General features: G+C 50.0%; 35 protein-coding genes. 34 read left to right on the forward strand and 1 reads right to left on the reverse strand.

Annotated features, from left to right (window positions below; all coding sequences use genetic code 11):
• Nucleotides 1–14: 14 nt before the first annotated feature.
• Nucleotides 15–194, forward strand: a complete 180-nt coding sequence (locus NZD89_RS05045; RefSeq protein ID WP_268006674.1) for a hypothetical protein — start codon at nt 15–17, stop codon at nt 192–194.
• Here NZD89_RS05045 and NZD89_RS05050 read toward each other — a convergent pair.
• Nucleotides 178–348: a hypothetical protein gene (locus NZD89_RS05050; protein ID WP_268006675.1), complete on the reverse strand. Its 171-nt coding sequence runs from the start codon at nt 346–348 to the stop codon at nt 178–180. The two genes, NZD89_RS05045 and NZD89_RS05050, sit on opposite strands and share 17 nt — an antisense overlap.
• A gap of 76 nt (nt 349–424) precedes the next feature.
• On the opposite strand from NZD89_RS05050, the gene NZD89_RS05055 reads away from it, so the two are divergent.
• The 33 genes from NZD89_RS05055 (at nt 425) to gpG (ending at nt 25014) form a co-directional block, all read left to right on the forward strand.
• Nucleotides 425–682: a hypothetical protein gene (locus tag NZD89_RS05055; RefSeq protein WP_268006676.1), complete on the forward strand. Its 258-nt coding sequence runs from the start codon at nt 425–427 to the stop codon at nt 680–682.
• Nucleotides 683–711: 29 nt separating this feature from the next.
• Nucleotides 712–858 carry a hypothetical protein gene (locus NZD89_RS05060; RefSeq protein WP_268006677.1) on the forward strand — a complete coding sequence of 49 codons (147 nt, stop codon included), beginning with the start codon at nt 712–714 and terminating at the stop codon, nt 856–858.
• Nucleotides 859–1143: 285 nt separating this feature from the next.
• Complete coding sequence (locus NZD89_RS05065) at nt 1144–1380, forward strand: helix-turn-helix domain-containing protein (RefSeq protein ID WP_268006678.1); 237 nt, start codon at nt 1144–1146, stop codon at nt 1378–1380.
• Between the two features lie 164 nt (nt 1381–1544).
• Entirely contained in the window at nt 1545–2057 is a 513-nt protein-coding gene (locus NZD89_RS05070; protein WP_268006679.1) for a helix-turn-helix domain-containing protein, read from the forward strand.
• 464 nt (nt 2058–2521) lie between these two features.
• A complete protein-coding gene (locus NZD89_RS05075) occupies nt 2522–3091 on the forward strand; it encodes a host-nuclease inhibitor Gam family protein (RefSeq protein ID WP_268006680.1) in 570 nt (189 codons plus the stop codon).
• On the forward strand, nt 3091–4008 hold the full coding sequence (gene bet, locus NZD89_RS05080; protein ID WP_268006681.1) for a phage recombination protein Bet: 918 nt from the start codon (nt 3091–3093) through the stop codon (nt 4006–4008). Before NZD89_RS05075 ends, bet begins: the two co-directional genes overlap by 1 nt.
• Nucleotides 4009–4293: 285 nt before the next feature.
• Entirely contained in the window at nt 4294–4989 is a 696-nt protein-coding gene (locus tag NZD89_RS05085; protein ID WP_268006682.1) for a BRO family protein, read from the forward strand.
• Nucleotides 4990–5001: 12 nt separating this feature from the next.
• Nucleotides 5002–5853: a DnaD domain-containing protein gene (locus NZD89_RS05090; RefSeq protein ID WP_268006683.1), complete on the forward strand. Its 852-nt coding sequence runs from the start codon at nt 5002–5004 to the stop codon at nt 5851–5853.
• Nucleotides 5854–5859: 6 nt separating this feature from the next.
• Nucleotides 5860–6297, forward strand: coding sequence for a hypothetical protein (locus NZD89_RS05095; protein WP_268006684.1), 438 nt, complete (start codon nt 5860–5862; stop codon nt 6295–6297).
• Nucleotides 6257–6409 (forward strand): hypothetical protein, encoded by a 153-nt coding sequence (locus NZD89_RS05100; protein ID WP_268006685.1) that lies wholly within the window; start codon nt 6257–6259, stop codon nt 6407–6409. Before NZD89_RS05095 ends, NZD89_RS05100 begins: the two co-directional genes overlap by 41 nt.
• On the forward strand, nt 6406–6924 hold the full coding sequence (locus NZD89_RS05105) for a class I SAM-dependent methyltransferase (RefSeq protein WP_268006686.1): 519 nt from the start codon (nt 6406–6408) through the stop codon (nt 6922–6924). Before NZD89_RS05100 ends, NZD89_RS05105 begins: the two co-directional genes overlap by 4 nt.
• Nucleotides 6925–7919: 995 nt before the next feature.
• Nucleotides 7920–8315 (forward strand): DUF1064 domain-containing protein, encoded by a 396-nt coding sequence (locus tag NZD89_RS05110; RefSeq protein ID WP_268006687.1) that lies wholly within the window; start codon nt 7920–7922, stop codon nt 8313–8315.
• A 1009-nt stretch (nt 8316–9324) separates the two neighbouring features.
• The gene (gene terS, locus NZD89_RS05115; protein ID WP_268006688.1) at nt 9325–10017 is read left to right on the forward strand and encodes a phage terminase small subunit; all 693 of its coding nucleotides are present in this window, start codon (nt 9325–9327) and stop codon (nt 10015–10017) included.
• Nucleotides 9965–10111 (forward strand): RusA family crossover junction endodeoxyribonuclease, encoded by a 147-nt coding sequence (locus NZD89_RS29465; protein WP_369125258.1) that lies wholly within the window; start codon nt 9965–9967, stop codon nt 10109–10111. Before terS ends, NZD89_RS29465 begins: the two co-directional genes overlap by 53 nt.
• A 364-nt stretch (nt 10112–10475) precedes the next feature.
• On the forward strand, nt 10476–11195 hold the full coding sequence (locus tag NZD89_RS05120) for a hypothetical protein (protein ID WP_268006689.1): 720 nt from the start codon (nt 10476–10478) through the stop codon (nt 11193–11195).
• A gap of 214 nt (nt 11196–11409) precedes the next feature.
• The gene (locus NZD89_RS05125; RefSeq protein WP_268006690.1) at nt 11410–11613 is read left to right on the forward strand and encodes a cold-shock protein; all 204 of its coding nucleotides are present in this window, start codon (nt 11410–11412) and stop codon (nt 11611–11613) included.
• Nucleotides 11614–11766: 153 nt separating this feature from the next.
• Complete coding sequence (gene desA, locus NZD89_RS05130) at nt 11767–12855, forward strand: Delta(5) desaturase DesA (RefSeq protein ID WP_268006691.1); 1089 nt, start codon at nt 11767–11769, stop codon at nt 12853–12855.
• Between the two features lie 243 nt (nt 12856–13098).
• Nucleotides 13099–13278 (forward strand): hypothetical protein, encoded by a 180-nt coding sequence (locus NZD89_RS05135; protein ID WP_268006692.1) that lies wholly within the window; start codon nt 13099–13101, stop codon nt 13276–13278.
• A gap of 522 nt (nt 13279–13800) precedes the next feature.
• Entirely contained in the window at nt 13801–13989 is a 189-nt protein-coding gene (locus NZD89_RS05140; protein ID WP_268006693.1) for a hypothetical protein, read from the forward strand.
• A 1211-nt stretch (nt 13990–15200) separates the two neighbouring features.
• Nucleotides 15201–15404, forward strand: a complete 204-nt coding sequence (locus NZD89_RS05145) for a hypothetical protein (RefSeq protein WP_268006694.1) — start codon at nt 15201–15203, stop codon at nt 15402–15404.
• A 79-nt stretch (nt 15405–15483) separates the two neighbouring features.
• Entirely contained in the window at nt 15484–15825 is a 342-nt protein-coding gene (locus NZD89_RS05150; RefSeq protein WP_268008397.1) for an HNH endonuclease, read from the forward strand.
• Between the two features lie 136 nt (nt 15826–15961).
• On the forward strand, nt 15962–16471 hold the full coding sequence (locus NZD89_RS05155; protein ID WP_268008398.1) for a phage terminase small subunit P27 family: 510 nt from the start codon (nt 15962–15964) through the stop codon (nt 16469–16471).
• Nucleotides 16468–18153 carry a terminase large subunit gene (locus NZD89_RS05160; RefSeq protein WP_268006695.1) on the forward strand — a complete coding sequence of 562 codons (1686 nt, stop codon included), beginning with the start codon at nt 16468–16470 and terminating at the stop codon, nt 18151–18153. Before NZD89_RS05155 ends, NZD89_RS05160 begins: the two co-directional genes overlap by 4 nt.
• Nucleotides 18154–18174: 21 nt before the next feature.
• A complete protein-coding gene (locus tag NZD89_RS05165) occupies nt 18175–19458 on the forward strand; it encodes a phage portal protein (protein WP_268006696.1) in 1284 nt (427 codons plus the stop codon).
• On the forward strand, nt 19442–20596 hold the full coding sequence (locus NZD89_RS05170; protein ID WP_268006697.1) for a head maturation protease, ClpP-related: 1155 nt from the start codon (nt 19442–19444) through the stop codon (nt 20594–20596). Before NZD89_RS05165 ends, NZD89_RS05170 begins: the two co-directional genes overlap by 17 nt.
• Nucleotides 20593–21948, forward strand: coding sequence for a phage major capsid protein (locus NZD89_RS05175; protein WP_268006698.1), 1356 nt, complete (start codon nt 20593–20595; stop codon nt 21946–21948). Before NZD89_RS05170 ends, NZD89_RS05175 begins: the two co-directional genes overlap by 4 nt.
• A 63-nt stretch (nt 21949–22011) precedes the next feature.
• Nucleotides 22012–22335 carry a hypothetical protein gene (locus tag NZD89_RS05180; RefSeq protein ID WP_268006699.1) on the forward strand — a complete coding sequence of 108 codons (324 nt, stop codon included), beginning with the start codon at nt 22012–22014 and terminating at the stop codon, nt 22333–22335.
• Entirely contained in the window at nt 22301–22951 is a 651-nt protein-coding gene (locus NZD89_RS05185; RefSeq protein ID WP_268006700.1) for a head-tail connector protein, read from the forward strand. Before NZD89_RS05180 ends, NZD89_RS05185 begins: the two co-directional genes overlap by 35 nt.
• Nucleotides 22948–23292: a phage head closure protein gene (locus NZD89_RS05190; protein ID WP_268006701.1), complete on the forward strand. Its 345-nt coding sequence runs from the start codon at nt 22948–22950 to the stop codon at nt 23290–23292. Before NZD89_RS05185 ends, NZD89_RS05190 begins: the two co-directional genes overlap by 4 nt.
• A complete protein-coding gene (locus tag NZD89_RS05195; protein ID WP_268006702.1) occupies nt 23285–23719 on the forward strand; it encodes an HK97-gp10 family putative phage morphogenesis protein in 435 nt (144 codons plus the stop codon). The genes NZD89_RS05190 and NZD89_RS05195 overlap by 8 nt, the downstream gene beginning before the upstream one ends.
• A gap of 5 nt (nt 23720–23724) precedes the next feature.
• A complete protein-coding gene (gene gp17, locus NZD89_RS05200; protein WP_268008399.1) occupies nt 23725–24081 on the forward strand; it encodes a tail completion protein gp17 in 357 nt (118 codons plus the stop codon).
• A 2-nt stretch (nt 24082–24083) separates the two neighbouring features.
• The gene (locus NZD89_RS05205; protein ID WP_268006703.1) at nt 24084–24665 is read left to right on the forward strand and encodes a major tail protein; all 582 of its coding nucleotides are present in this window, start codon (nt 24084–24086) and stop codon (nt 24663–24665) included.
• 46 nt (nt 24666–24711) lie between these two features.
• The gene (gene gpG, locus NZD89_RS05210; RefSeq protein ID WP_268006704.1) at nt 24712–25014 is read left to right on the forward strand and encodes a phage tail assembly chaperone G; all 303 of its coding nucleotides are present in this window, start codon (nt 24712–24714) and stop codon (nt 25012–25014) included.
• Nucleotides 25015–25145: the final 131 nt, after the last annotated feature.

The raw sequence follows: 25145 nt of genomic DNA on the forward strand, positions 1-25145 counted from the left end.
ATAGGAGGTGCGATATGGACAACAATGGTTTTCCGTCGAACGAGGAGTGGAACGAGGCACGTAACTTGCTATGGCAATCGTACCTCGTGTTTGTAAAAAATGCTTTGCCATCTAATGATGCAACGCCTGCTTACGTGAAGGAGTTCAGCGAAGCATCAAACGCGTACCTCGATGCGATTAGTCGGCTGCCTTGAGATTCGTTAGGACGTTGTTGTAGAGAGTGGCTGCCGCTTCGGCAAGCAGTATTGTTCCATCCTTAGAGCCCATGGATCTTTGAAAATCGGAGTTGAGGGCTCCCTTTTCAATTAGCTGTTGAGTTATCTGAAGAGCAATTTCTTCCTCGGTCACAGTATCACCACCTTTAACTGTAACTTCGGTGAAAGAGTGGAAAAACCTTCAAACCACACAACAAAGGAGGTGCGACATGGACGAGAAACGGGTTCGGGAGATCGTGAGGGAAGAGTTGAGGCGGTTTCTAGATGACTTATTGGCGTCGAGTCGGGCTGGAGCCGTCGAGGCAACGACGGCTTGTGACCCTAGTCAGGACAGTGACGATGACGGCGAACAGCCTGGGAGCATGGAGGATTGCATTCGACGGGATTTCGGACTTGATGCTTTACGTTCCCGTGCCACTAAAGAGGAGTTGGAGCGATATACCTTGTCGTCAGGGCTGAATCCCTAGTCAGTGTTTTATTGCATAGGAGGTGCGACATGGACGAGAAACGGGTTGAAGAGGTACCCGGGAAGATGCAGGACAAGCGTTTTGACAGTTGCCCTGCATGCCGTCGGGTGTTTCGAATCAAACGTCAACGAAATTACTGTCCATTCTGCGGAATCAAGATTCCTTTGTTAGCGTAATACGTTTTTTCACCGCAAAAGGGGCAGTAAGCGGCTTGAGGTGAGAGGTGCACATCCTGATCGTCATCATACCGAGCCGGACATGATGAATTTACGCAAACGTTATAGAGGGGGATTCCGCATCGTTCGCAGTACTCTGCATTCTCTTCGTGGTCGTCAAAGCCGCATTGAGCACATGCAATTTGTTTGTCTGTATCGTCCAAACTCTTCGCCTCCTTTCGTTGGATATGGTGCTTCAAAGAATTCCACGTGGGAGGAGATGGATCGTTTTGAAAGGGGTAGACCATGAACGAAGTTACACCAGTGCAGTTGGAGCCCAGTGAATTTGGAATCGCTTATCCCGATGTTTTGACGATGGGGCAGGTTGCGGAAATCCTACAGATCTCGATGCCGACCGTGTACGAGGTTGCACGGCGCCCGGACTTCCCGGTGTTCCGAGTGGGCCGAAAGTTGTTGGTTCGCAAAGAAGGGCTTCGGTTGTGGATGGAAGCTCAAGAGAAGAAAGATAAATCGCTGGCGTGAGTAGGGGGTACTCAGTCAGCTGGGATTCGTAAGGTGCAGTGTCTAGCAGATATGTAACGAGAGGTAAGTGGAACGGGGCGAAGCAGAGGTTTCATACATAAAAAATACCACGCTCCGCAGTCGTACTTTGATAACCGAATAGGACAAAGAGAAGGTGTCTCGCGGTGAGTTTAGGACAAGTCATCAAGGAAGTACGTAAGGCCAGGGGCCTTTCGCAAACCGACTTAGGCATTCCTTACGGCCAAAGCATGATCGGTCGCATTGAGCGCGACGAAAGAAGGGTGGCGCCGGACATCGCACCGATATTGGTGGACAAGCTCGACCATCCAGCTGTCTCTATCACGGCCATGCATGAGATGACGGGTGGAGTTGGCCCCGTCTATTTGAACGGAGACAACGTGGATCTTCACCGTTCATCGGTTCGAGAGCGTTGCCTACATGAAATGTCGGAGTCGATGGATGCCATTCAGAGATTTCACACCTCAAAGCCGCCAGAACGGGAGACTGAACGCGAGAGGAATCAGCGAAAGGAGCATCTATTGGAGGTGCTGGACTCCATAGTTCACGAGTACATGTACGTGGCCGTCCAGTGCGAGGAATATGGGTTCTCATTTAAGGAACTCCACAACGCGCATTACGCAAAGTTGAGGTCACTCAGGCTTGTGCAAGAACACTGAAGGGTGGTGAGGCGTTGACGGATCGCATTACAGCGGCACTTAAGAGCGCAGCCGCAATCATGGAGGACATCAAGAGGCACGAAAAAAGCTCTCGCGCCAACGAGAGCCTGCATACAAAAAAACACTGTGAACCAAGTATAGCACGAACGAAAGGCGGTGCGGTAGATGAACGTTGAGTACCTCAAACAACACGGCTTATGGCCCCTTATCGTGGCCGAAGGTGAAGTCGGCAAATGTCCAAAGTGCCCTAGAACGATATCTGGTCCAGCTAACTTTTGTTATAGGTGCGGAACGAAACTACAGAAAATGGGACGGATCGAAAGGGTATTCTCCAAAATTGCTCCGTTTCAATTGTTTAAGCGTAGGAAGGCGTAACGGTACATGGAACGTGACCCACGAGATCTAGAAGACGAGATCGAGGATCGTATCTTTTTCCCAGAAGATTACGAAGGGGGATTTTAACAATGGCAATGAATCCGTTGCAGCTACAGGAAATGGCTGAGTTCGAGGAACGTCGTGAAGAAATGGCTGGTTTCAGGGTGCACGACATTAGTTCTGCCGATTGGTGCATGAGGAAGTTGGCTGCTAACCAAGCGAAGCGCAAGGAGTACGAATCGTACGTCCAGTCGGAAATTGAGCGGCTTCAGACTTGGCTCAAAAACGAGTGTGAAAGCCTCGACCGAGACGCTGAATTCTTCACGGCTCATCTAACCGCCTGGCATAAGCAGTTATTGGAGAATGATCCGAAGCACAACAAATCAGTGAAGCTTCCACACGGTGTTCTCAAGTCGCGGACGGTTAAATCCGAACCATCGAAGCTCGATGAAAAGGCGATTCTCGAGCACCTAAAGTCAAACGGGGAAGAGGCGTTCGTGAAGGTTGTTGAGACCGTCGACTGGGGCGAGTACAAAAAGACTCTCTCCCTGGTCGATATCGACGGGCAGCCTGCTGTGGTCGACGGAAATGGCGAGATCGTACCGGGTGTCGCTATCAAAGTTGGTGGAACGAAATTCAGCGTGGAGGTGGCCGAGTAATGTCTACGGCTGAGAAGCACTTGCAAGTGGTGCAGGGGGGCGCTCTAAACCGGTTCCCTCCTGAGAAGGTGGAACTCATCAAAAACACCGTTGCAAAAGGAACCACCAACGACGAGCTAGAGATGTTCCTGTATCTCGCTGGACAGTACGGCCTTGACCCATTCAAGAAAGAGATTTGGTGCATCAAGTACGACAAGAATTCCGCAGCTACCATCATGACCAGCCGCGACGGGTATCTGAAAATCGCTCAAAGCAATGTCGACTTCGACGGGATCAAGTCATTCGTCGTTCGGGAAGGCGACGTGTTCGAGATAGACGCAATGGGCGATCAGGTGACGCACAAGTTTGGCACCAAGCGTGGAAGAATCATCGGCGCATGGGCCATCGCGTATCACAAACGACTGAAGCCGCAGATCTGCTTTGTGGACTTCGATGAGTACAACCAGGGCAACTCAACTTGGAAGAAGTACCCCAGTGCCATGATTCAGAAGGTCGCAGAGGCGTTTGTCCTCAAAAGACAGTTTGGAATCAACGGTCTCGTGACACAAGAGGAGTTTGCGGAACCCCAGTTCACAACGTCAGACTCACCGCGCACGCCACATCGCCCAGAAGCAGAGCGTGCCAAACAGGACTTTAAGACACGGTGGAAAGAGAAAATCAATGCGCTTTCTGCCTTGGCGCAGGGCTATGGCATCGATGGAGACGCACTGCGGGAGATTGGGTTAGCCGTTGTCGATAAGCAAGACCCGACTAAGTGGACGTTCGAGGACATGGACAAGCTCACTGAGTATCTCAATGCCGACCATCAACCACCTGTGGATGTGGAAGCGAGGGAGGTCGAGACGAGTGGCGATGAGGCAGAGCCAGTTGACGGAGAACAGAAAAACCTACTCGACGGCGAGGAGCTTCCGTTCTAAATCGCTACTTGCAAAGGGGCTGCTTTCAGCGGCCCCACTCGCTGGAGCTTTTGGACTCTTCATAATAGCAGCCTGGATCGGATTGAACCGCGGCTCGGTACCGGCGCACATCAAAACGACTACATACACCGTTAAAGCCGGAGACACCGAGTGGAGTATCGCGGAAAGGTTTGACGACACAGATAACACACAAGCCGTTGTGCATTGGATCGAGCAGCACAATCGCATCAGCGGTGATTTACAACCCGGTCAGATTCTAACTGTTCCAGTAGGGAGGTAGTGCACATGCAAGAGCTACAGGTATTCGAGTACGATATGCAGCCGGTTCGGACAGTTGTAATCGATGGGAATGCGTGGTTCGTCGCGCGAGATGTTTGTGCGGCCCTCGAGTTGGGGGACGTTTCTAAAGCGGTTGCTCGACTGGATGAAGACGAAAAGGGTACGAGTTCAATTCGTACCCCTGGTGGAATTCAGGACGTTCTTGTCGTAAACGAACCCGGCTTGTACTCGCTCGTTCTTGGGAGCCGAAAACCAGAGGCGCGCACGTTTAAGCGATGGATCACCCACGAGGTTATTCCCTCGATTCGTAAGACAGGTAAGTACGACACTCAGGAAAACGTGGTGCCCCTGTCCAAAGAGCAGGCGCTCGTTACCGTCCTTCGGACGACAGCGGATCTCGTGGAAGGGCAGGAGCAAATTCGAGAAATGATGGCTGTGCAAGCTCAAGAGATTAAGACGCTGGCGGTCAAGGTTGAAGAGCAAATCACTCTCGATAGCGGAGAGCAAAGGCGGCTACAGAAGGCAGTGTCGAAGCGGGTATACGAGCTTGAGCATGAACCCCTCAAGCGTCCCCAGCTCTACAGCCAACTTTACCGTGAAATAAAGGATCGTTGGGCGGTACCGAGTTACAAGGATGTTCGCAGAACAGAGTTACAGCAAGTGTTAAGGTACATCGAAGCATGGAGACCCCGAGTAGCGTGAGGAGGGTTTGCAGTGGCGAACCGAAGGATGATTAGCAAGTCGATTTCAGTGTCCGAGCAAGTGAATAGCATGTCGACTTTCGCGAGCCTTCTGTTCACGTGGATGATTGCACACGCTGACGACTTTGGGCGTATGCCGGGGTCGCCAGCGAAGGTGAAAGCTCTCGTTATGCCGATGCGTCCAGAGAGTGTTCACGAAGTGGAGAAAGCAATCCAAGAGATGGTCGAACAAGACCTGATCACATGGTATGAAGTCTCCGGTGTTAGGTACATCCAGTTTAATACTTGGGAACGGCACCAGACCGGACTTCATAAGCGAACAAAGTCAGCTTTCCCTGATCCTGCAGAGGGTTCCGAGCAAGTCACGGAAGTTCCGGGAATTTCACGGTCAACAGAAGAGAACTTAACAGAACTAGAACAGAACCTAACAGAACTAAAAGACAAAGAACAGGGAGCATTAGTGCTACAGAGTGCCATTGAGGAAGTAGCAGCGACTGCACCGGCTGAACGAAAAGATTCGTCGTCATCGCTAAGACAACGGTATACGGATATTGAGCTAGGGCAAATTGCACGCGCTTACCAAGCCGAGGGCTTTGGCCAGATCACACCTATGGTCCGGGAGAAGCTCATTGCCATGCTCGAGGACTTCGATTTCGAGTGGGTGAGTGAGGCCTTCCTCGAGGCGGTGACGCACAAGGCAACGACCCTGGCCTACGTACAGACTGTACTCAACAACTGGCGTAAAGCCGGTCGGATTACGCGTGGGGAAACAAAGCCTGTTACGAGGCGTGAAGCCCGGGCCCCTAATGAGCCAGACAGCCGGTATGGCGAGTTCTACAAGCTGTTTCCGAAGACCGTGGGGTGACGCCAAATGCCAAAGAGCAAGGTAAATATCAAACACCATCCGGCTCTACAGGAGATCACCGACGAAGAGTGGGACGAGTACTTCCCGAAAACCGGGACGGAGTGGACTACGCTGGATATCCAGTACCTCGTCGACTGGTGGGGAAAGGACGATATCATCTCGCTCTCCTACGCACTTGAGCGGCCCCCCTGGGATCTCTATCGCGTAATCCAAAAGCTTCGCAAGGAAGGCCATGACGTCCCGTACCTTCGAACGGCACGGAAGCGGAATGACGTCAAATTGCCGAAGTTGCCGGAACCGGTGCGTGGACATGGTAAGTATCGCTCTGTACCGCAGGTCGACTTTGCGATGGCGACGGTATTCGAGCAGCTCACCCTATGGGAAATGAACGAGGAGGATACAAGTGTCACAAGTCGATGCACCGAGCAAACCCACGTTGCTTGAGATAGCAGCATACGTCACCAGGTACCTGATGGCCTTGGATATACCGGACGAGGCAAAGCGGGAAGCGTTGATCATGGTGGCAGATGAGTTTGAGGAGGAGGGAAGGACTTGAGCGCGACTAACCGAGCGAATCACAAGCGGAACGCAAATGATTCGTACCCGACGCCTTCATGGTGCACAGAGGCGATTGTGAGAGAGATTGTGTGGACAAGTGACAGTCGGGTGCTGGAACCGTGTTGCGGTGATGGCGCTATCTCACGAGTGATTGAGCATGTGCAGTGGGTGTCTCATATCGAGTGGTGCGAGATACAGATGGGGCGAGACTTCCTCGAGTACGACTTCTTCGGCGAACGGTTCGACTTTGTCATCACCAATCCGCCATTTTCACTAGCGCAGGAGTTCGTCGAGAAGTCGCTGACACTCGCCAATTGCGTGATCATGCTCCTGCGACTGAACTTCCTTGCCTCTGGGAAGCGCAAAGAGTTCTGGGAGAAGCACCCGCCGACAGCGATTCACGTGTTGACCAAGCGGCCGAGTTTCACCGGGAACGGGACGGACGCAACAGACTATGCCTGGTTCGTTTGGGACACTACGGGACGACAGAAACACGGGATGTTTTGGATATGACGCTAAGTGTATCAGAGAGGGTGATATGGATGAGTGACTACTGGATGGTACGCCGTCAGCCCCACCTACGCTGACGGCACTGGCAGCCACACTCGCTGCCCTTCCCAAGACACGTTGACTAGTATATCCAGTCTGGGGTGCAAAGTATGTCGAGTTGTTCAGTCTGAAGATTATGGACTTTGGAGCGGCAAGAATGCAGTGGATGAGTAACTGAGGACGGGTGGGAACGACAGACCAAGAAGGTAGGATTCTCAGCGATGTCGTTCCCACGGCGTGCTACATCGTATTAAAAATTCCATCAGACGCATACAGACAGATGCCCAGTGATATGTAACGCCTGTGGGGACCGAGTTGGGCTATTAATCGGTTCGAGGAGTGAGGTGCCCCCACAGGCTTGATATAAGATAGTCAGATCCTTATCGGATGGATAGGTACGAATATCGGACAAGACAGAGCAGAAGGTGACACGAATGCAGTGGCTGGGTAACCGGGGATGAAGGGGAACGACAAGACGAGTGGTTGGGACACTGACCTGTCGTTCCCAAGCTGTACGGTGTGTCATATCATAATCCAATTCCCGTCAGACGGATATCGACGGATGTCTAAATACGGGAGTGATTTGAATGCAGTGGGTGAGTGAGGGACATATGTAATCGTCTATGGGGACGACCATAACCCTCTGGGTGATCGACGTTTTGCTCCCCACAGACGTATTTGAATCCTTGAGAGATGGCCGTGGCTGGCCAGTCTCACAGGCTTGAGACAGTATAGTAAGTCTTTTTCCTCGGCGTTACGTACAGGTGCCCGACAGGACACAGGTGGAGGGATGAGCATAGATGCAGTGGCTGAGTGAGAACAAGGGGGCAGATACCTGTGAACTGAGTCCCGCTCTGCTCATATACAGGGCTTGTTACCCCCCTCGGTCCTGGCATATTGTATGCGATTGTGCATCAGCGGTTACACATTATTTGCAGTGAATTCGGGGAGGTGCAAGAGTGACGAGGGTAGGTTCGATTCCGAGGCGTGGCAACAAATACGGAGCAAAGAAGCAATTCGCAGGCCAGATATTTGACTCCAAGGCCGAGCGCGACTACTACCTATATCTGCTTTCACTACAGCAGTCAGGAGAGGTCACCGACATACGCTTGCAGCCGCAGTTTGAACTGCAGCCATCGTACAAGGTGGCCGGACACAAGCGTTCGGCTATCAAGTACACGGCTGACTTCGAGGTCGTGTATGCGGACGGCCGGCGCGAGGTGGTCGATGTGAAGGGTTTTGCCGCCCGAGACTTCAGCCTGCGCAAGCGGATGTTTGAGTATCGCTATGGAGTGCCGCTGACAGTGGTGAAGCCTGAAGAGATACCTAGGATGAGAGGAGGAAACGACACATAACATGTCAATATTTTGTCTGTCAACGGAATATTAAGGAATATGGAAAAATATATATGAGAACAGGAGACGTTGGGCCCCTTTACTGAGAGGGGATACTAACATTGAAAGACATCACGTCCGCCCTGAAAATCGCTCTTCTGCTGCTTCAAGTCGCTGCCGGCATATTGCGACTGGTGCGTCAATGGAAGCGCAAAAAGTCCAAAAGATCACGTGTGTAAGGTGCAGCTTACACAACTTTTGATTTAGCGAATTCAAGGGGGCTCGCGCCTTCCTGTACTCACTTTCGCCAGAGTCTAACGTGCAGTCTTCAAGCAGCATCCCGTAGCACTCTAACTGTATGCAGTCTATATCATCCATACCACAGTTATTCACTATATAAACGATAAATACAGCGCCCAGAAGAGCAAATAGGCAGAGACTATGGTCGAAAATGTAATCGACACTATATTCGGAACATTACGTGTGTAAGTGAAGGTGAGGGCATGGAACAGCGCAGCAGATCATTATATCCAGTGGTATATAACGGAATTATCTTCGATCCGCTGGAGGGTCATTGTTGGGATACATTGTGCGACACTTGTTTGTGTTTGCCGTTAAGGGGCTGATTTACATCTTTGCGGTCGCGTTTTACGTTACCCTATACCTTGTCGCATCACCTATGTACATCAGGCGAGCATGGCGATGGTACAAGGCAAGTCACAACACGGAAAACAGAATAAGGTTTAGGTGATAAATCACAGGCCGTCCTTCTGGATGGCTTTTTCATTTCTTCACAAAGAGACCGCCCAGGAATGGACTGGACGGCCAAGTGAAGAGAGGGTGTGCACGAAGAGAGAAGTGTTGTCGCCTTTGGGAGAAGAAATGGCTCCAAACGAACAACTCATCGTCGCGGACGGGAATCGCATCCGCAATTTTCCCGTGCCTCAAGCATAAACCCACGCGCGGCTATTATTGTCTCTGGAAATGATACGGTGATTGCAAAACAAACCCCATGTAAGAGGTGGTGACGATGGCTCTATGTGGCGCAAAGACGAGATCCGGTGGGAAGTGCAAGAACGCCCCCATGGAGAATGGTCGTTGTCGCTTACATGGTGGGAAGTCAACTGGCGCACCCGCGGCAAAGATGAAAGGCAATCAGAACGCTGTCAGACATGGCTTCTTCCGTCGCATCTTCCCTGACGACGATGAAACCTTGGCGATCATCAACGAGATCGACGCGAAGTCTCCACTCGACATCTTGTGGGAAAACATCGTGATTCAGTACACCGCTATTGTTCGGGCCCAGCGCATCATGTGGGTTCAGGACCATGAAGACCATTCGGAGTTTGTCATAGCTGAATCGTCAGGACTTGATTCCGAAACGGTCACCAAGATGGTTCAGCCCGCGTGGGCCAAGCAGCGTAGCTTCCTTGAGGCTCAGTCGCGTGCAATGGCATCTCTTGAGCGGATGATTACGCGGTACGAAGAAATGTTGCCGGACGGTCTGCGGATGGAAGAGCAGCGGCTCAAGCTGGCGAAGCTGAAGGCCGATATAGAGCGCGTAAGCACCCCGGACGCTGAAGATGTCGAGGACTGGATTACAGCGGTTGAGGTGGTCGCTGAGAGGCGCAGGAAGAGGAAGAAGGGTGACGATGGCGCGACGTCAGCAGATGGTGCCCAATGGAACGAAGGTGGCGTTGAAGGTTTGGTACTACTGGGGTGACCGACGAAGACACGACCAGGATAATCCGCTGAAACTGCTCCAGGACGCGCTGACTGGCGTTGTATGGGAAGACGATCGGTGGGTACTGCCCTAGGTGATGGACTTTGATGTGGACAAGCAGAACCCGAGGTTGGAGATAGAGATTGAAGTGTTGGGATAAAGAACACCGCACAGCATGGACGACTGGGCGGTGCCTATCGGTGAGCGGACGGTGAGGCCGCCGAAAGTAACTTCACCGATTGTTCCACAGAGTATTCATGACCACTCATGGTAACGCCGGAAGAGATAAAAAATACCGCCACAGTATTCTGCCGGGCGGTCATTCAAGGGGGTATAGAGCTAAGGAGTTAGCAATTTAGCAACCGTGCCTAGTATCACCGAACGAGACGAGATTCATACACACGAAGAGTAATCCACAGGATATTCACAACCTTCTGTGCATAAGTGGAGGTGAGGGTGTGCAACAACAGGGCGAAAAATTAGAGCAGCAGTCTTTTGAACTCGAGGCCGTTTACTTCAGCGACAGAGAGCGATTCTTGATTGAACGACTTCGAGAGTTCCGTACCATAGACGTGGAGATTGCCATACAAGAGCGTAAGATGCGTGGGATTGGTTTGATTCATGAGCCGCGCATCACTCCTAAGGGGCCAGAAGAGGATTATCTAGCGTATCATCTGCCTAGTGAACTGACTGAACATCAACAAGAGACGAAAGCCATCATCGAGCGACATGTGAGACCTGAGGAATTTCGCTATATATACGCATCCCGGGCACGTGTGGCGAAATGCTTGAGCAACGGCGAAACGGACGACCCGATAGAACGTGCCCAACTGAGAAGCATTGGGCGAAAACTGTATCGAGGCGATGAAGACCGTATCGAACTGACGGATACAGAGCGCGTCGCCGACCTAAGGTTGGCTGAACGTGCCGAGGCAGAGCAGGTGTATGAGATGCTGAAGGAGCGCAAGGAAATTATCTCGTTTGCTCTCGAGGAGATGAAACGCTGGTATCACGAGTGGTACTTGATTCTCTGGCACAAATACGTCATGGACCAGCATTGGAAAGAGGTATGCAGGATCGCGGCGCGGAACGGCGTAGCGTTGACGGATGAGGAATACCGATTAGCGCGGAAGAAGGCGTTACATCAGTTTGACAAGTGGGCAGTTGGATTAGATTGATATTTTATTCACTGAATTGGGGCGTTGAAGAGGATTTGAAATATCCAAACACTCCGTAATGTTTCCTGTAACGTATTTACACAGATTGTAAAACGAGGTAAGGTGAATCAATACCGAATGCATGTTTTTTGATACATGAGCCGTTTGCTTTGGCCCTTGGGTCAGAGGAGCGGCTTTTTTGGTAAATCAGGTAGCCTCATGGGAGGAATTGTTTTTGCAACATGGAACAGTGAAGTGGTTTAATGGTGAAAAGGGATTCGGTTTTATCCAAGTTGAAGGTGGAGACGATGTATTCGTTGACTTCAGCGCAATTCAAAGCAGTGGTTTTCGTACATTGGATGAAGGTCAACGTGTTGAATTCGACGTCACTGACGGTCCAAAAGGTCCACAAGCCGCTAACGTGGTTGTTGTAGGTTAACCAAACATAGTTAAAACTATGTAGACCATTCTGCATGGGCTTTCCGTTTCCGGAAGAGGGTTGTTGAGTGTATTTCAACAATAGGAGAAAACCAGCTTCTGAATACGTTTACGCCGTTACCTCATTCCTTTTTCTTCGAAATAAGAAAGGAAGATGAATATAAACAATCAAGAGGAACACAGAGATTGGAAGAAGGATATTGCTCCTTTTCAGAAATCGGATACCAGAAAAAGTGTTTGGCAACTTATAAACACTATTGCTCCCTTTCTCGGACTATGGTGGGCAGCCTATCTATGTTTGAATGTTTCGATTTGGGTTACTTTGCCCCTCACTATTTTGGCATCGGGATTTTTTGTTCGGATTTTCATCATATTTCATGACTGCTGCCACCATTCTTTCTTCAAAAGCCGAAGAGCGAACGAGATAGTCGGGATCATAACTGGGGTTTTGACTTTCTTCCCATATCATCAGTGGAAGTACGAGCATGCCGTCCATCACGCGACTAGTGGTGACTTGGAACGACGAGGAACCGGGGACATGTGGACGTTGACGGTCAATGAATATAAGCAATCGTCCTTCGTCAAGAGAATGGTTTATCGGGTGTATCGAAATCCCGTTGTCATGTTTGGTGTCGGGCCCATCCATCTTTTTCTCAACCAGTATCGATACAACCGAAAAGGTGCCGGAAGAAAGGAACGTGTAAATACACACGTAACTAATTTCACGCTCATTGCCATCTTAACTGGCCTCAGTTTCATACTCGGCTGGAAAGCTGTACTTCTCGTGGAGGGTCCTATTCTTTATCTAGCAGGTGTAGTTGGAATCTGGTTATTTTACGTCCAGCATCAGTTTGAACACTCGTACTTTGAAAAATCAGATCAGTGGGATTTTGTTAGTGCCGCGCTACAGGGAAGTTCCTTTTATCAACTGCCGAAGGTATTGCAATGGTTGACTGGGAACATCGGTTATCATCACGTTCATCACTTGGGCCCCAAAGTCCCGAATTACCATCTCCAGCAGGTGCATCAGAGCACTGACTTGTTCCACAATGTTTCACCTATTACCTTTGCCTCCAGCCTTCGCGCGCTCCGCTACCGACTGTGGGATGAAGACCGTCATCGGTTTGTCGCATTCAACGAAATTGTGATTGAAAATCTGGGGTGGACTGACATCACTAGTCGCCTGTTTAAGCCGATTCGTTTGATTGGAATGCTGTTCAAGAAGTCAAAATCTCATCCCTAAGGCTGGATTTTAAAGACACCATAAATGCTGTTAAGCCAAAGTAACGATTTAGTTCGTGAATACGACGGAAAATCAACAGTAAAACAACAGCGCATTTCAACAGTGGATCAACCCTTTGACAAGTGGGCAGTCGGTTTATGCTGACTGCTTTTTAAATTTTTAAACTAAGTATAGAACTCCTGCGAGGCGGGCTTTTGTTAATCGGTTAGGGTACAATGCTTCTGAGATATGGAGGGATACATTGTGCCAAAAGCGGAGAACCGCAAGAAGCCACCAAACATTAAAGGACAAGTTCCTGGTCGGGGTAATCAGAATCAATCTGCAAATCTGGCGATGAATGCTGAACGAGATAACATAAAGAACAAGAAGCAAGATATCATCGAGAAGATGAAAAGTATCCAGCGCGGAAAAAATCAACAGTAAAACAACAGTAGTTCAACAGTCCATGACAAAATAACCCGTGTATTATGGTACTAGGCACTACTCACGAGAGACGCTTGCTGACACGGCCCAGCAGGCGTCTTTTTTATGTGCCTCATATGTAGTCAGTCACCCCACAATCAGCATCAGAAGGTGGTGGTTAGGGGGACTCTTCTCGGTGAAATTCTCACGCCGGTTGGACACCCGGCGTTGATGCTCTAATGGAATGCCAAAATTCGCCCGTCAAGCATCGGAACATCAACGCTGGTGTTGAAACCAGCACTCCCGAGTGAGTAACACACCAGACTCGTTTCTGGTATCAAACGCGCGAAGAGACATCCTGACAAGTGCAGTTCTGCGATGTGCCATTCAACGATCACGCGCTTGACTGCAGGAACGAATGCCGTAGGAAGTCGTACCACAGTTATGCGAAATATTGATCTCATGAAACGACATGTGTCCGTTTAAACTTACGAATTGTCCGCGTACGATACACAGTCTCGAAAATTAGGAGGTTGGTATCGTATGGGTACATTCGGTGGATATACACAATGGGCAGTCGTATTCCTCATTATTTTTGTTCTGTTCTTCTTATTGGTGCCGATAGCTGGCGCAGCTGTGGCCGCCCCGAGTTGCGGTTGTGGAACAGGAGCCGGCGCAGGATACGGTGGAGGATACGGTGGAGGATACGGTGGAGGATACGGCGCATATTGATTGACTTTGAGCCCCTGCAGGTTCCCAAAGGATGGTCACACTTCGGTGTGGCCTTTTTGGTGTACAAGCCTCTGTAACTCCCGCGAGCAACGAGGAGTAACAAAAGTCACAAAGCCTGCAAGCGAGCCAACCATATAAAACTGTTTTCGAGGTGGTGCCTTATGAAACCATGCTGGGTTTGCAAAAACAATGTCAAACCAGACACAAGACCCATCAACTGCAAACAATGCCATGGTCGAGTAGTGACACCCTCGGATGAACAGGTAAAGAAGATGGAGAAGAGGGAGAGGGAACGGAAAGAGTTCGAGCGGATGATGAGCTCACATGATACATATGAGCGACGTAACGGGGCGATAAGGCAGAAACGAAGAGGTGTTGATTAAACAGGAGAGCCCGCATATTAAGTGCGCGGGCCGTAGGGTGTGCCGTATTTGTTCTCGAAGCTCATAAATGGCTACATAGAGACCTCTAACCGAGTGCTTCAAACGGTCTGCTTCACACCGAAATCGTTCAGCTTCGTTTTCCAGGCGGAGTGCTTCTTCTTCCAGAATTTTAGACTCACTCTCAAGACTCAACAGACGGTTGAACTGTGACTGGCTATCATTAGACATTATCACCACTCCTCCAATCTCAGAGTATGAGGGGTTCGGAATGTCCTATTCAAAGCACAGAGTAACCCATTTCACATCCATGGTGATGTAAATGCGTTACACAAACTTATCGGCACAGCATGAACATGAAGCCATGACATATATGCGTGAGAACAACATCAAGTCTGTAGCAAAGTTTGAGCGTGAGTTGGAACGGAACGTAAGTAAACAATGTGGTGATAAGTGTGAAAGACCTCCCCTGTTTGGTGCATGAGTTATTTTCCTGACTATGAAGAATACAATATCAAATAGTTCAGGGAAGCTGGTGCGTGATGGACTATACAGTCCGCAAGATAAGCACAAAGATATTTACGGGTTCGCCAATAGACGTAGAGGAAGAGGTAAATGAATTTTTAGGTTCGATTGACACGCTGAATTATGTGGATCTTAAGGTGGCAACTTCGGACGTAGGAACTCTTTCCGTTGTTGTCGTTTATAGGAACGTTCGACACGTTAGAAGTGTTTAATTAGACCTCCAGAACCAGCGACGGTGATGACCCGCTTCGGCGGGTTTTTATTTTATCGTCAACCTCATAATGATATATGGGGTGGGTGATAGATATGTATCGTCGAGTTAATCAAGTAGTCATTTATCATGACGATGCCACGAGTACTGCAGAAGATAAAGCAAATTGGTTCCTAAAGGACATACACAGAAATGAACTCGTTCAGATTCAGCATTTTACTGAGTTCACTAAGGAACCGCACGGAGTACCAAAGATGTCGATTATGATTGTATACCGAACTGCCATCAAAGATGAGTGACTATAGATGACATTCACTCGCTTCGGCGAGTTTTTATTTTGCCTGAAATGAGGTGGTGATTCCTGTGCCGAGTAAACCTATGAAGCCGTGCTCAAAGCCAGGATGTTCCGCACTCACCCGTGAACGATACTGTGAAGACCATAAGGAGGACATTCGAAGGTATGATGCTGAACGTAAGTCATCAGCGCAACGTGGTTACGATTCGCGATGGCGTAAAGTAAGGCTCGCATATCTCAAGAAACATCCGTTATGTGTCGAGTGTGAACGCCAAGGACGAATAACACCGGCAACCGTAGTGGACCACATCGTCCCACACAAAGGTGACAAGAAATTGTTTTGGGATAGCACCAACTGGCAGCCTATGTGCAAGCCTCACCATGATGCTAAGACGGCACGTGAGGACATGGGTGCATGGACATAGAACGATTGTTTGCTGGATTCGCGAAAAGTTTGGGAATAGGTCGATGGCTAGGGGGTATCCATATCCTTGCAGACTTTTAGCCAAAGACCGCGCGGGCATACGGGGCGCACAAAATTCGTTTTATTTTGCAAAGGGGGTGGTCAATTTGGGTCGAAAAGCAATTCCTGTCCACCTTCAACTTTTGAATGGAAACAAAAGTCGTTTGACAAAAAAAGAGATTGAGCAGCGTGCAATGGCTGAAAAGTCTTTGCGTCCACGCGCAGACAACATTAGACCTCCCACCTGGTTGGACTCCGTTGCAAAGAAAGAATTCAAGCGGATCGCGAAAGAGTTGCAGGAGTTAGAGTTGCTTACGAACGTGGATGTCAATGCGTTGGCGGCTTATTGCGATGCGTACGCTGATTATGTGGAGTGCACACGCATTATTCGTGAGGAAGGACTGCTTGTGGAGTACACAAACAAGGCAGCTGAGACGAATAAGGTGCCTCATCCACTGCTGACAAAGAAGAAGCAGTTGCATGACCAGATGCGTTCCCTGTCACTCGAGTTTGGTCTCACACCGAGTTCGCGCGCCAAACTGGCAATGCCGAAAGTTGAGAAATCAGAGCGAAGCGAAGAGGAAGAGCTCTTTGGCGATAGCCTGTGAATTTACTCGAACGAGTCGTTGTCTATGCGGAGTCGGTGGTCGATGGTGAAGTCATCGCATGTAAAAAGCACATTGCGGCATGTCGACGCTTTCTTAATGACGTCGAAAAGTTGGCCGATGCATCATGCCCACTCATTTTTGACTCGGACGAACTCTATCGCTTTTTTAAATGGGCTGCCATGTTCAAACACACGAAGGGTGTCGTTGCAGGTCAGCGCATTGATTTGACTGACTTCCAACTGTTTATCATCGCTAACATCTTTTGCTGGAAGCATAAAGATACCGGTGCTCGTCGGTTCCGCAAAGCGTATATACAGTTGGCGAGAAAGAATGCGAAATCGCAATTGTTGGCGCTCATCACCTCATACTCGTGCTTTCTCAGTGAGGAACAAGAGGAATGTTACATTGCTGGGTGGGGCCGTGAGCAATCGAGCATCGTTTACAACGAGATTGCCAGTCAAATACGTGGTTGTGGCTTGCTAAAAGGCAAGTACACGGACAGTTATGGACGCATTACACACCTTAAAAGTGGTTCTGTCATTCAACCCTTGTCGAAGGAATCGCGCAAAACCGGTGACGGAAAGAACCCGAGTATAGCCGTAATCGACGAGTACCACGTTCATGAGACGAGTGAGATTTATGACGTGCTCATCTCCGGCATGGTTGCTCGAAAAAATCCACTCATCGTCATCATCACGACCGCAGGATTTGACCTATCTAGACCGTGTTTTACAGAGTACCAATACGTATCGAGCATCATCGATGATAACTCGCCCATTGAAAACGACGAGTATTTTGTCATGATCTGCGAATTGGATCCGGAAGACGATATCAACGATGAATCGGTATGGGTCAAAGCAAATCCCATTGTGGCCACATATGAAGAGGGGATGAACTTTCTTCGGAGCGAACTGAAGGCCGCTAGGGACGTGCCGGAAAAAATGCGGTCATTCCTCACAAAGAACATGAACAAGTGGGTGGATATGAAAGAGAACGGCTATATGCCGATGGATAAGTGGCGTGCCTGCGGTGTGGACGAGATGCCAGACCTTACGGGTATCGATTGCTACGTCGGTGTCGATTTGTCCAAGAAAATCGACTTGACCAGTGTGTCATTTGAATTCTCGTTAGTTGACGGTCGATTTGCAGTAAAAAGCCACTCATTTTTACCTGAAGATACACTCGCTGAGAAGCGCCAAACAGACAAAGTTCCATATGACTTGTGGGTCCGCGATGGATGGATAACAGCGACTCCGGGTGCCGTGGTCGACTACCGATTTATCCGTTCCTATATCGAGCGTGAGGCTGCTGAACATGGCTGGCGCATCAAGGAAATTTGCTATGACCCGTACGCGGCTACTCAATTTGCTCAGGACATGGAGTCCGATGGCTATACCATCGTTGAGATACGGCAAGGCGTACGGACGTTGTCCGAGCCATCGAAGAATTTTCGGGAAATGGTCCTGGCCGGGCGCGTTGTACATGATAAAAACCCTGTGCTGACATGGGCCATGGGCAACGCGGTCGAGAAGATCGACCACAACGAGAACATCATGCTCGATAAGGAGCATTCAACAGACCGGATTGATCCAGCGGCTGCACTTATCAACGCGCATGCTAGAGCGATGACAGTCGAAAAGGCTGAATCGGTTTATGAACGTCGTGGTCTTCGTAAATTGTGACGCCAAGGGGGTGAGGAATTTGTGAAGTTACCGAAATTCGTAACAAATTTGGCCTTGAAAGTTGCTGCCAGCAGCGGTTCGTATACTCCGGATGAACTCTACATGCGCATGGAGCGTTATATGTTTGGTAGTGTGCATTCTGGAGTGGCAGTGACTGAATCAACCGCCATGAGATTTATTACGGTATACAGTTGTGTGCGTGTCCTGGCAGAAACATTGGCGTCTTTACCGCTGTTTGTCTATAGGACCATGCCGAACGGTGGTGCGAACAAGGCCACGGATCATCCGCTGTATGACCTGATTAACTTCCAACCGAACGATGAGATGAACACATCCACATGGCGTGAGGCGCAAATGGGGCATCTTGTGCTGTCTGGGAACTGTTATTCGGTCATCACGTTAAACGGAAAAGGGAATGTCGTCGACATTTACCCGGTCCCTTGGACCGCTTGCCAACCTTTCCGGGATTACGCTGACATGAAGATCAAGTATCGCATCACCGACCGGGGCCAGACCTACATCTATCCAGCCGAAAAGGTATTTCATGTACCGGGTCTTGGGTTTGATGGCATTATGGGTTATTCGCCGATTCGAATGACGGCTGAATCTATTGGCCTTGGCATTGCTGCAGAGGAATTCGCGGCGCGATTCTACGGTCAAGGCATGAATGTGGGTGGAGTCGTTGAAGTGCCAAACGAAATGAGCGACCCAGCATATCAACGCTTCAAAGAAGATCTTGAGGAACGTGGGGCTGGGATGCACAACTCGTGGAAGCCACTTATCCTCGAGGGCGGCGCAAAGTTTAGCCGGATTCCGATGCCGCTCACGGATGCCCAATTCGTCGAGTCGCGGGCAATGAACCGTGATGATATCTGTGGCTTATTTAGAGTTCCACCCCATATGATTGCGAACCTTGATAGGGCCACCAACAACAATATTGAGCAGCAGTCGCTCGAGTTCGTTATGTATTCTTTGCTCCCCTATATCACGAAGTGGGAAAACGCGATTAACGCCAAATTGCTATCGAAAAAGGATAGGCAGCAAGGTTACTATGCAAAGTTTAACGTCGAGGGGTTACTTCGTGGTGACTATCTCAGTCGTCAACAAGGCCTCGCAGTGCAACGCCAAAACGGCGTTATTAATGCGAACGAATGGCGTGCAATGGAGGAGTTGAACCCGATTGACGGAGATGCTGGCACTGCTTATCTCGTCAATGGGGCCATGGTTGCTACGTCCACAGCCCATGCCGCAACACAACCTTTGCGGTCCGGCGGAGGAGGTGAACAAAGTGTCAAAAGCCCGTAAAAAGTTTTGGGATTTTCGAAATGATGCTCAAACAGGAAATGCAGAGCTGTATCTCTATGGACCCATCGACAGCACTACTTGGTGGGGCGATGAGGTGACGCCGCAGCAGTTTCAGCAAGACTTGTCTGCACTCGGTAATGTGCCGGTGATTGACGTGTACATCAATAGCCCTGGAGGAGACGTCTTCGCGGGACAAGCCATTCACTCGATGTTACAGCGGAATCCGGCTCAGATTCACGTCCACATTGATGGTTTGGCTGCGAGTATAGCGTCTGTCATCGCAATGGCCGGAGATACGGTATCCATGCCACGCAACGCCATGATGATGATTCACAATCCATGGACAATCGCCATGGGCAACTCGGATGATTTCCGCAAACTTGCTGATGACCTGGACCAGATCCGGGTGAGTCTCATTGCGGCATATCAGAACAAAACCGGCATGTCAGACGATGACATCATCGCCTTACTGAATGCCGAGACCTGGCTGACCGCTGAAGAGGCCGTGGCGTACGGATTTGCAGACCAGATTGAAGAATCGAAAGAGATTGCTGCGTCCATGCAAGGCGGAAAGCTCATCATGAATGGACTGGAGATGGATCTTTCGGCGTATAAAAACGCACCGAAAGTCGTCGTGGCTTCACAGCCGAAGGTCATCGTCGCTTCTGTCCCGACCGTAAAGAATGGTGTGGTTCCACCTGATGTGTCCGAGGAACTTGCTCCCAAAGATGCAGACTGGTCAGCCCCAAGTTTGAGTGACTTCACTAACAAAGCATGGTCTGATTTGACCGACCAGGAGAAGAACTACATTGCCGGTCACTACGCTTGGGCGAAAGAAATGCCTCCGGCATCCTTCGCGGATCTGAAGTTACCCCATCATCGAGCCTCCGATGGGGATGTCGTTTGGAAAGGTGTAGTGGCAGCTGCAGAGCGGTTGTCTCAAGCTGATATTCCAGAGGTGGACGTGCCAAAAGTGCAGGACGAGCTTGGACACCACTACAAGCAATTCGGTGAAACACCTCCATGGGAGCGGGAAGACGACAATTCAAAGAACAGCTCGACAGGAAAGCGACCTAATGGGTCGCTTTCTTTATTTGAAAGACGCCTAAAAAACAATGAAAGAAGGTCGATTCAGTGAAAAAACTACAGGATTTGCTCCAAAATCGGGCTGAAAAGGTCCAAAATCAGCGCAGTTTGCTCGATTTGGCGAAAGCAGAGGGACGCGATTTGACCCCTGAGGAGATTGCCAAGTTCGATGCATGGGACGCCGAAATCGAGGCTCTGGACACTGAAATTGAAGCTGTTAAGGCTCAAGAAGACCGTGAAGCACGGGTTTCGGCACGCGAAAACAACTTGGAAAAGCCGCTAAACACACTATTTCGGCCAGCGCTTGACCATGTACAAACGGCTAAAAAGGACGACGCAGGGTTTAAAAACATTGGAGAATTCGTTGCTGCTGTCCGTTTCGGTGATCCGAAGGGTCGATTGGACGGTCTGGCTCGTGGGCAGAGTGGTGGCGTAGCAGTGCCGGAAGCGTTCAAGGATGCGCTGATGCCGTTCCGAAATGAATTGTCCATCACGAGCACCGAAGGCGAAGGTGCCATCTTCATGCCGCCTCAATATCGTACTGATGTACTGCAACTCCAACCGGAAACGGCAATTGTCCGCCCACGGGCCAATGCAATTCCGGCTGGCGATCCCCCAGATGCTCAATTGAACATTCCGGCACTTGACCAGGGCGGCACTAATGGAGTTTACGGTGGCGTTGAAGTCGCATGGATTAGCGAAGGTGACGCAAAGCCGGATACCACGGCAAAATTCAAGGAGATTTCGCTCCTGCCATATGAAGTGGCTGCTACCACAGTGGCGACGGATAAATTGTTACGTAACTGGGAAGCTGCTCAAACTTTCATCGGCAACCTGTTGACGTCCGCTATGATGGCCGCAGAGGATATTGCATTCCTTCGTGGTGACGGAACAGGCAAACCGACGGGTATCATCAACGCGCCCGGAACCATGACCGTAAATCGAGCCGCTGCCAACCAGATTTCATACGCGGATATTCTGCAGATGACTGCCAAACTGTACGCAGAATCGCAGAGTACGGCTGTGTGGGTTGCGAATCAGTCGATTCTCCCTCAACTGGCGACGATCCGAGACGCCATCGGTAACTACATCTTCATCCGTGGCGATGCTACGCGCGGTATTCCGAACACTTTGATGGGAATGCCCATCATCTTCACTGGTCGCACGGCCACGCTCGGAACGAAGGGCGATCTAATTCTTGCTGACTTCTCGAAGTACCTGATCAAGGACGGTTCCGGTCCGTTTATCGCGGCTTCTCCGCACGTACTCTTCCAGCAAAACAAGACCATGATCAAAGTATTCTGGAACGTAGATGGTAAGCCTTGGGTAACAGGCCCGATGACGCTCGAGGACGGCGCCACAACGGTATCTCCATATGTCGTGCTCGATGTTCCTGCAGCGTAATGACCAGGTGACGGTAGGGCGGCTGAAAATAGCTGCCCTATTGACCTTAGAAGGAGGGATAACGTGAAGGAATACACCGTGATTTCAGCGTTCAAAAATGCAGAGACCGGAGACCTAGTCAAACCGGGAGACACCATTTCGGCTGATGATGATCGCGCGGAACGTCTACGTGCAGCCGGGGTGATTGGTAAAGAAGTTTCTGCGTCCACGGGGACCGATGAAAATGGCCTTATTTCTCTTGGTGGAGGATATTATCAGCTTCCTGACGGCGCCAAGGTTCAGGGTAAAGACAAAGCTCTCGAGGCATTAAAGGCGATGCAGGAGTTGAAGCAAGCGGAGGGTGGCACAGGCGATGGCGCTCCGAGTGGTAACGCAACCAACCAGTGAGCCGATCGAACTGGACGAGGCAAAGCTGTACCTCCGTGTTGATACGGATGCAGATGATGCAATGATTACCGCGTTGATTGTTGCTGCGAGAGAGTACTGTCAGGGCTATCAGAATCGGGCCTACATCACACAAACGTTGGAGATAACAATGGACCACTTCCCAGGTCATCTCCACCCGTTTCCGATGTACGGCTTTGCATTTCCGTATCACCGTCACCGACGACACCACAACGAAATCAGGCTTCTGATGCCGCCGATCCAAAGCGTTGTATCTATTTCTTACACGGATCACACCGGTAAGACCACGACTCTTGACCCATCGACATACGTAGTCGACACCGATTCTGAACCGGGCCGTGTCGTTCCTGCGCATGGAACATGGTGGCCGACTGACTGTCTTCAGCCCGTGAACGGCGTGCGTATTCGGTATGTGGCGGGGTACGGAGACATCGATGCAGTACCTAAGTCCGTCAAGCAAGCCATGATGATGCTCATTGCTCACTGGTATGAGAACCGTGAAGCGGTGGTCGTTAGTGGATACAGGCCGTCTGTAGGAGCTGAAATTGATTTTGCAGTACGTGCCCTTCTATCGATGGAGAGAGTGATGCCGACATGAGTGGCGGGACGATCACACATACGGGTGATCTACGGCACAGAGTTACATTTCAACGCACGACTTCAACAGTCGATGATAGCGGGTTTGCTGTCAATACCCCGACCGACATTGCAACGGTATGGGCTCAGGTCCAGGGGGTTAAAGGACGTGAATTCTATGCCGCGTCAGCCGTAGGCGCTGAAAATGATAAACAAGTGACCATTCGTTTTCGGACGGACATTGATGAGAACTGTGTTGCGGTCATCAATGGGGTTTCCCATAGGATCGTCACGGTCTTTGATGAGACCGGATTGCGACAATGGCTCACTTTGATTTGTCGGGAGGTGGTGACGAGTGAGTGATGGCGTTCAAATCGATCTATCTGGACTGGATGGCCTATTTTCGAAGGCGTTGGAGCTAGGGGCCCGCGGTGCACGTGTGCAAAACGCAGCTTTGAAGGCTGGTGCACAGATTATTCAAGAAGAGGCCAGCAAGCGCCCCCCGATTCGCGGACAAACCGCCAAGAAGCCGGATGGATCCGATTCTGACTCTGAGCAACACCTCGCCGACAACATCATTGTCAGCAGTGTGAAGAGTAAAGATGGCGCAAAATACGTCCAGGTGGGTCCTACAAAGGGGGATAATTCGCGCTTTTTCTATGGCAAGTTTCTCGAATGGGGGACTTCCAAGATGGCGGCGCGCCCTTTTCTTGGTCCTGCAGTGACCGCAAAGCGCGAGGACGCCATTAACGCTATTGCTGAAGAGTTGAAAAGGGGACTGGGCCTGTGATTGATATGGGCGCAACGATCAAATCAACACTTACGGGCGATGAGACGTTAACTGGTATGTTAGGTGGCCCACGGGTATATCGTGTGAAGGCTCCTAATGCTGAAGAGTTTCCGAGAATTACATTCTTCGAGATAACCAACTTTGCATCTGATTTCGCTGATGATGAGGAACTGATGAGCCGGATTGAGTTCCAGGTTGATGTTTGGACAAAGGGCAGTTTTGCGGCCATTGCGGACCAAGTTGATACCCTGATGAATACCATCGGCTTTTATCGAACTGGCTCAGCGGAGTTTTATGAAGATGACGTACAAACGTACCACAAAGCCCTGAGATACATGGCGACGGTACAAACGGAGGGATAAATATGTCTGGTGCAGTTGTCGGCTTAAGTGATATGCACTATGCGCTCCTTACAAAAGACGATGACACAGGCGTTACGTATGGCCCTGTTACGGCCATTTCAAAGCAAGCAGTCAGTGCAAAGATCAGCCCGAAAACAAATTCGGCGACGTTGTACGCTGATGATGGTCCTATCGACACCTCCAGTACAATTGGCGAAGTTGATGTAACCATTCAGCTGGCTGACCTCCCAATGGAGGTACGAGCGGCATTATTAGGCCACACAATGGGCGATGACGGTGTGATTCTAGAAAAAACCACAGACGTCGCTCCATATGTTGCCTTTGGTTTTCGTTCTCGTAAGTCGAATGGGAAGTACAGATATGTTTGGTTGCTCAAGGGACAATTCGCCCCTCCCGAAGATGATTATCAGACTCAGAACGGGCAAACGTCGTACCAGCAGCCCAGTATTACAGGTACTTTCGTCATGCGGGCTTATGACAGCGCATATCAAGCGATTGCAGACGAAGATACAGCGTCATTCACGACTGGGTCTACATGGTTCACCACAGTTCCGGGCGGAACAAGTGGGACCACAGGAACCTAATAATCAGAGGGAGTGAGCCCTCTATTTTTCGTGAGGAGGGAACTTTATGGAGATTAAGCTTCGTAATGGAAAAGACAAAAGGACGTTTAGGGTACCGTACATCAAAGGGATGATGCTGAGGAGGGCCCTTGAGCTGCAAAAGACGATGGACGCCAAAGCTGAAGAGGATATCGAAGTCGATGATTTGGATAAGATGGTCGACTTCATTGTGGATGTATTTGAGGGTCAGTTTACCCGTGATGACGTGTACAATGGGCTATCGAATAAAGAGCTATTCCCAGAGGTTGCACGGTGCTTGCAGGAGGTTATGGGTACGAAAGAGGACGGTTCAGAAGACCCAAACGCGTAAACGAGGGATCCTCTGATGACCGTAGGGATCCCTCGGATGTTCTGAAAGATATGTACTTGAACTTAATAGAAAGAGGATGGACGCTATCTCAAATCGATGAGATGGACGTCCATTTTTATTTTGAGCTTTGC

The organism is Alicyclobacillus fastidiosus (assembly GCF_026651875.1).
GTDB lineage: Bacteria > Bacillota > Bacilli > Alicyclobacillales > Alicyclobacillaceae > Alicyclobacillus > Alicyclobacillus fastidiosus.

Bases quoted from the DNA above. Each gene is read 5' to 3' on its own strand.
- NZD89_RS05085 (WP_268006682.1), top strand. From the start codon at position 4,294: ATGCAAGAGCTACAGGTATTCGAGTACGATATGCAGCCGGTTCGGACA.
- bet (WP_268006681.1), top strand. From the start codon at position 3,091: ATGTCTACGGCTGAGAAGCACTTGCAAGTGGTGCAGGGGGGCGCTCTA.
- NZD89_RS05150 (WP_268008397.1), top strand. From the start codon at position 15,484: ATGAAGCCGTGCTCAAAGCCAGGATGTTCCGCACTCACCCGTGAACGA.
- desA (WP_268006691.1), top strand. From the start codon at position 11,767: ATGAATATAAACAATCAAGAGGAACACAGAGATTGGAAGAAGGATATT.
- terS (WP_268006688.1), top strand. From the start codon at position 9,325: ATGGCTCTATGTGGCGCAAAGACGAGATCCGGTGGGAAGTGCAAGAAC.
- NZD89_RS05185 (WP_268006700.1), top strand. From the start codon at position 22,301: ATGGCGCTCCGAGTGGTAACGCAACCAACCAGTGAGCCGATCGAACTG.
- NZD89_RS05075 (WP_268006680.1), top strand. From the start codon at position 2,522: ATGGCAATGAATCCGTTGCAGCTACAGGAAATGGCTGAGTTCGAGGAA.
- gp17 (WP_268008399.1), top strand. From the start codon at position 23,725: ATGGGCGCAACGATCAAATCAACACTTACGGGCGATGAGACGTTAACT.
- NZD89_RS05060 (WP_268006677.1), top strand. From the start codon at position 712: ATGGACGAGAAACGGGTTGAAGAGGTACCCGGGAAGATGCAGGACAAG.
- NZD89_RS05140 (WP_268006693.1), top strand. From the start codon at position 13,801: ATGGGTACATTCGGTGGATATACACAATGGGCAGTCGTATTCCTCATT.
- gpG (WP_268006704.1), top strand. From the start codon at position 24,712: ATGGAGATTAAGCTTCGTAATGGAAAAGACAAAAGGACGTTTAGGGTA.
- NZD89_RS05205 (WP_268006703.1), top strand. From the start codon at position 24,084: ATGTCTGGTGCAGTTGTCGGCTTAAGTGATATGCACTATGCGCTCCTT.
- NZD89_RS05190 (WP_268006701.1), top strand. From the start codon at position 22,948: ATGAGTGGCGGGACGATCACACATACGGGTGATCTACGGCACAGAGTT.
- NZD89_RS05145 (WP_268006694.1), top strand. From the start codon at position 15,201: ATGTATCGTCGAGTTAATCAAGTAGTCATTTATCATGACGATGCCACG.
- NZD89_RS29465 (WP_369125258.1), top strand. From the start codon at position 9,965: ATGGTGCCCAATGGAACGAAGGTGGCGTTGAAGGTTTGGTACTACTGG.
- NZD89_RS05055 (WP_268006676.1), top strand. From the start codon at position 425: ATGGACGAGAAACGGGTTCGGGAGATCGTGAGGGAAGAGTTGAGGCGG.
- NZD89_RS05065 (WP_268006678.1), top strand. From the start codon at position 1,144: ATGAACGAAGTTACACCAGTGCAGTTGGAGCCCAGTGAATTTGGAATC.
- NZD89_RS05095 (WP_268006684.1), top strand. From the start codon at position 5,860: ATGCCAAAGAGCAAGGTAAATATCAAACACCATCCGGCTCTACAGGAG.
- NZD89_RS05045 (WP_268006674.1), top strand. From the start codon at position 15: ATGGACAACAATGGTTTTCCGTCGAACGAGGAGTGGAACGAGGCACGT.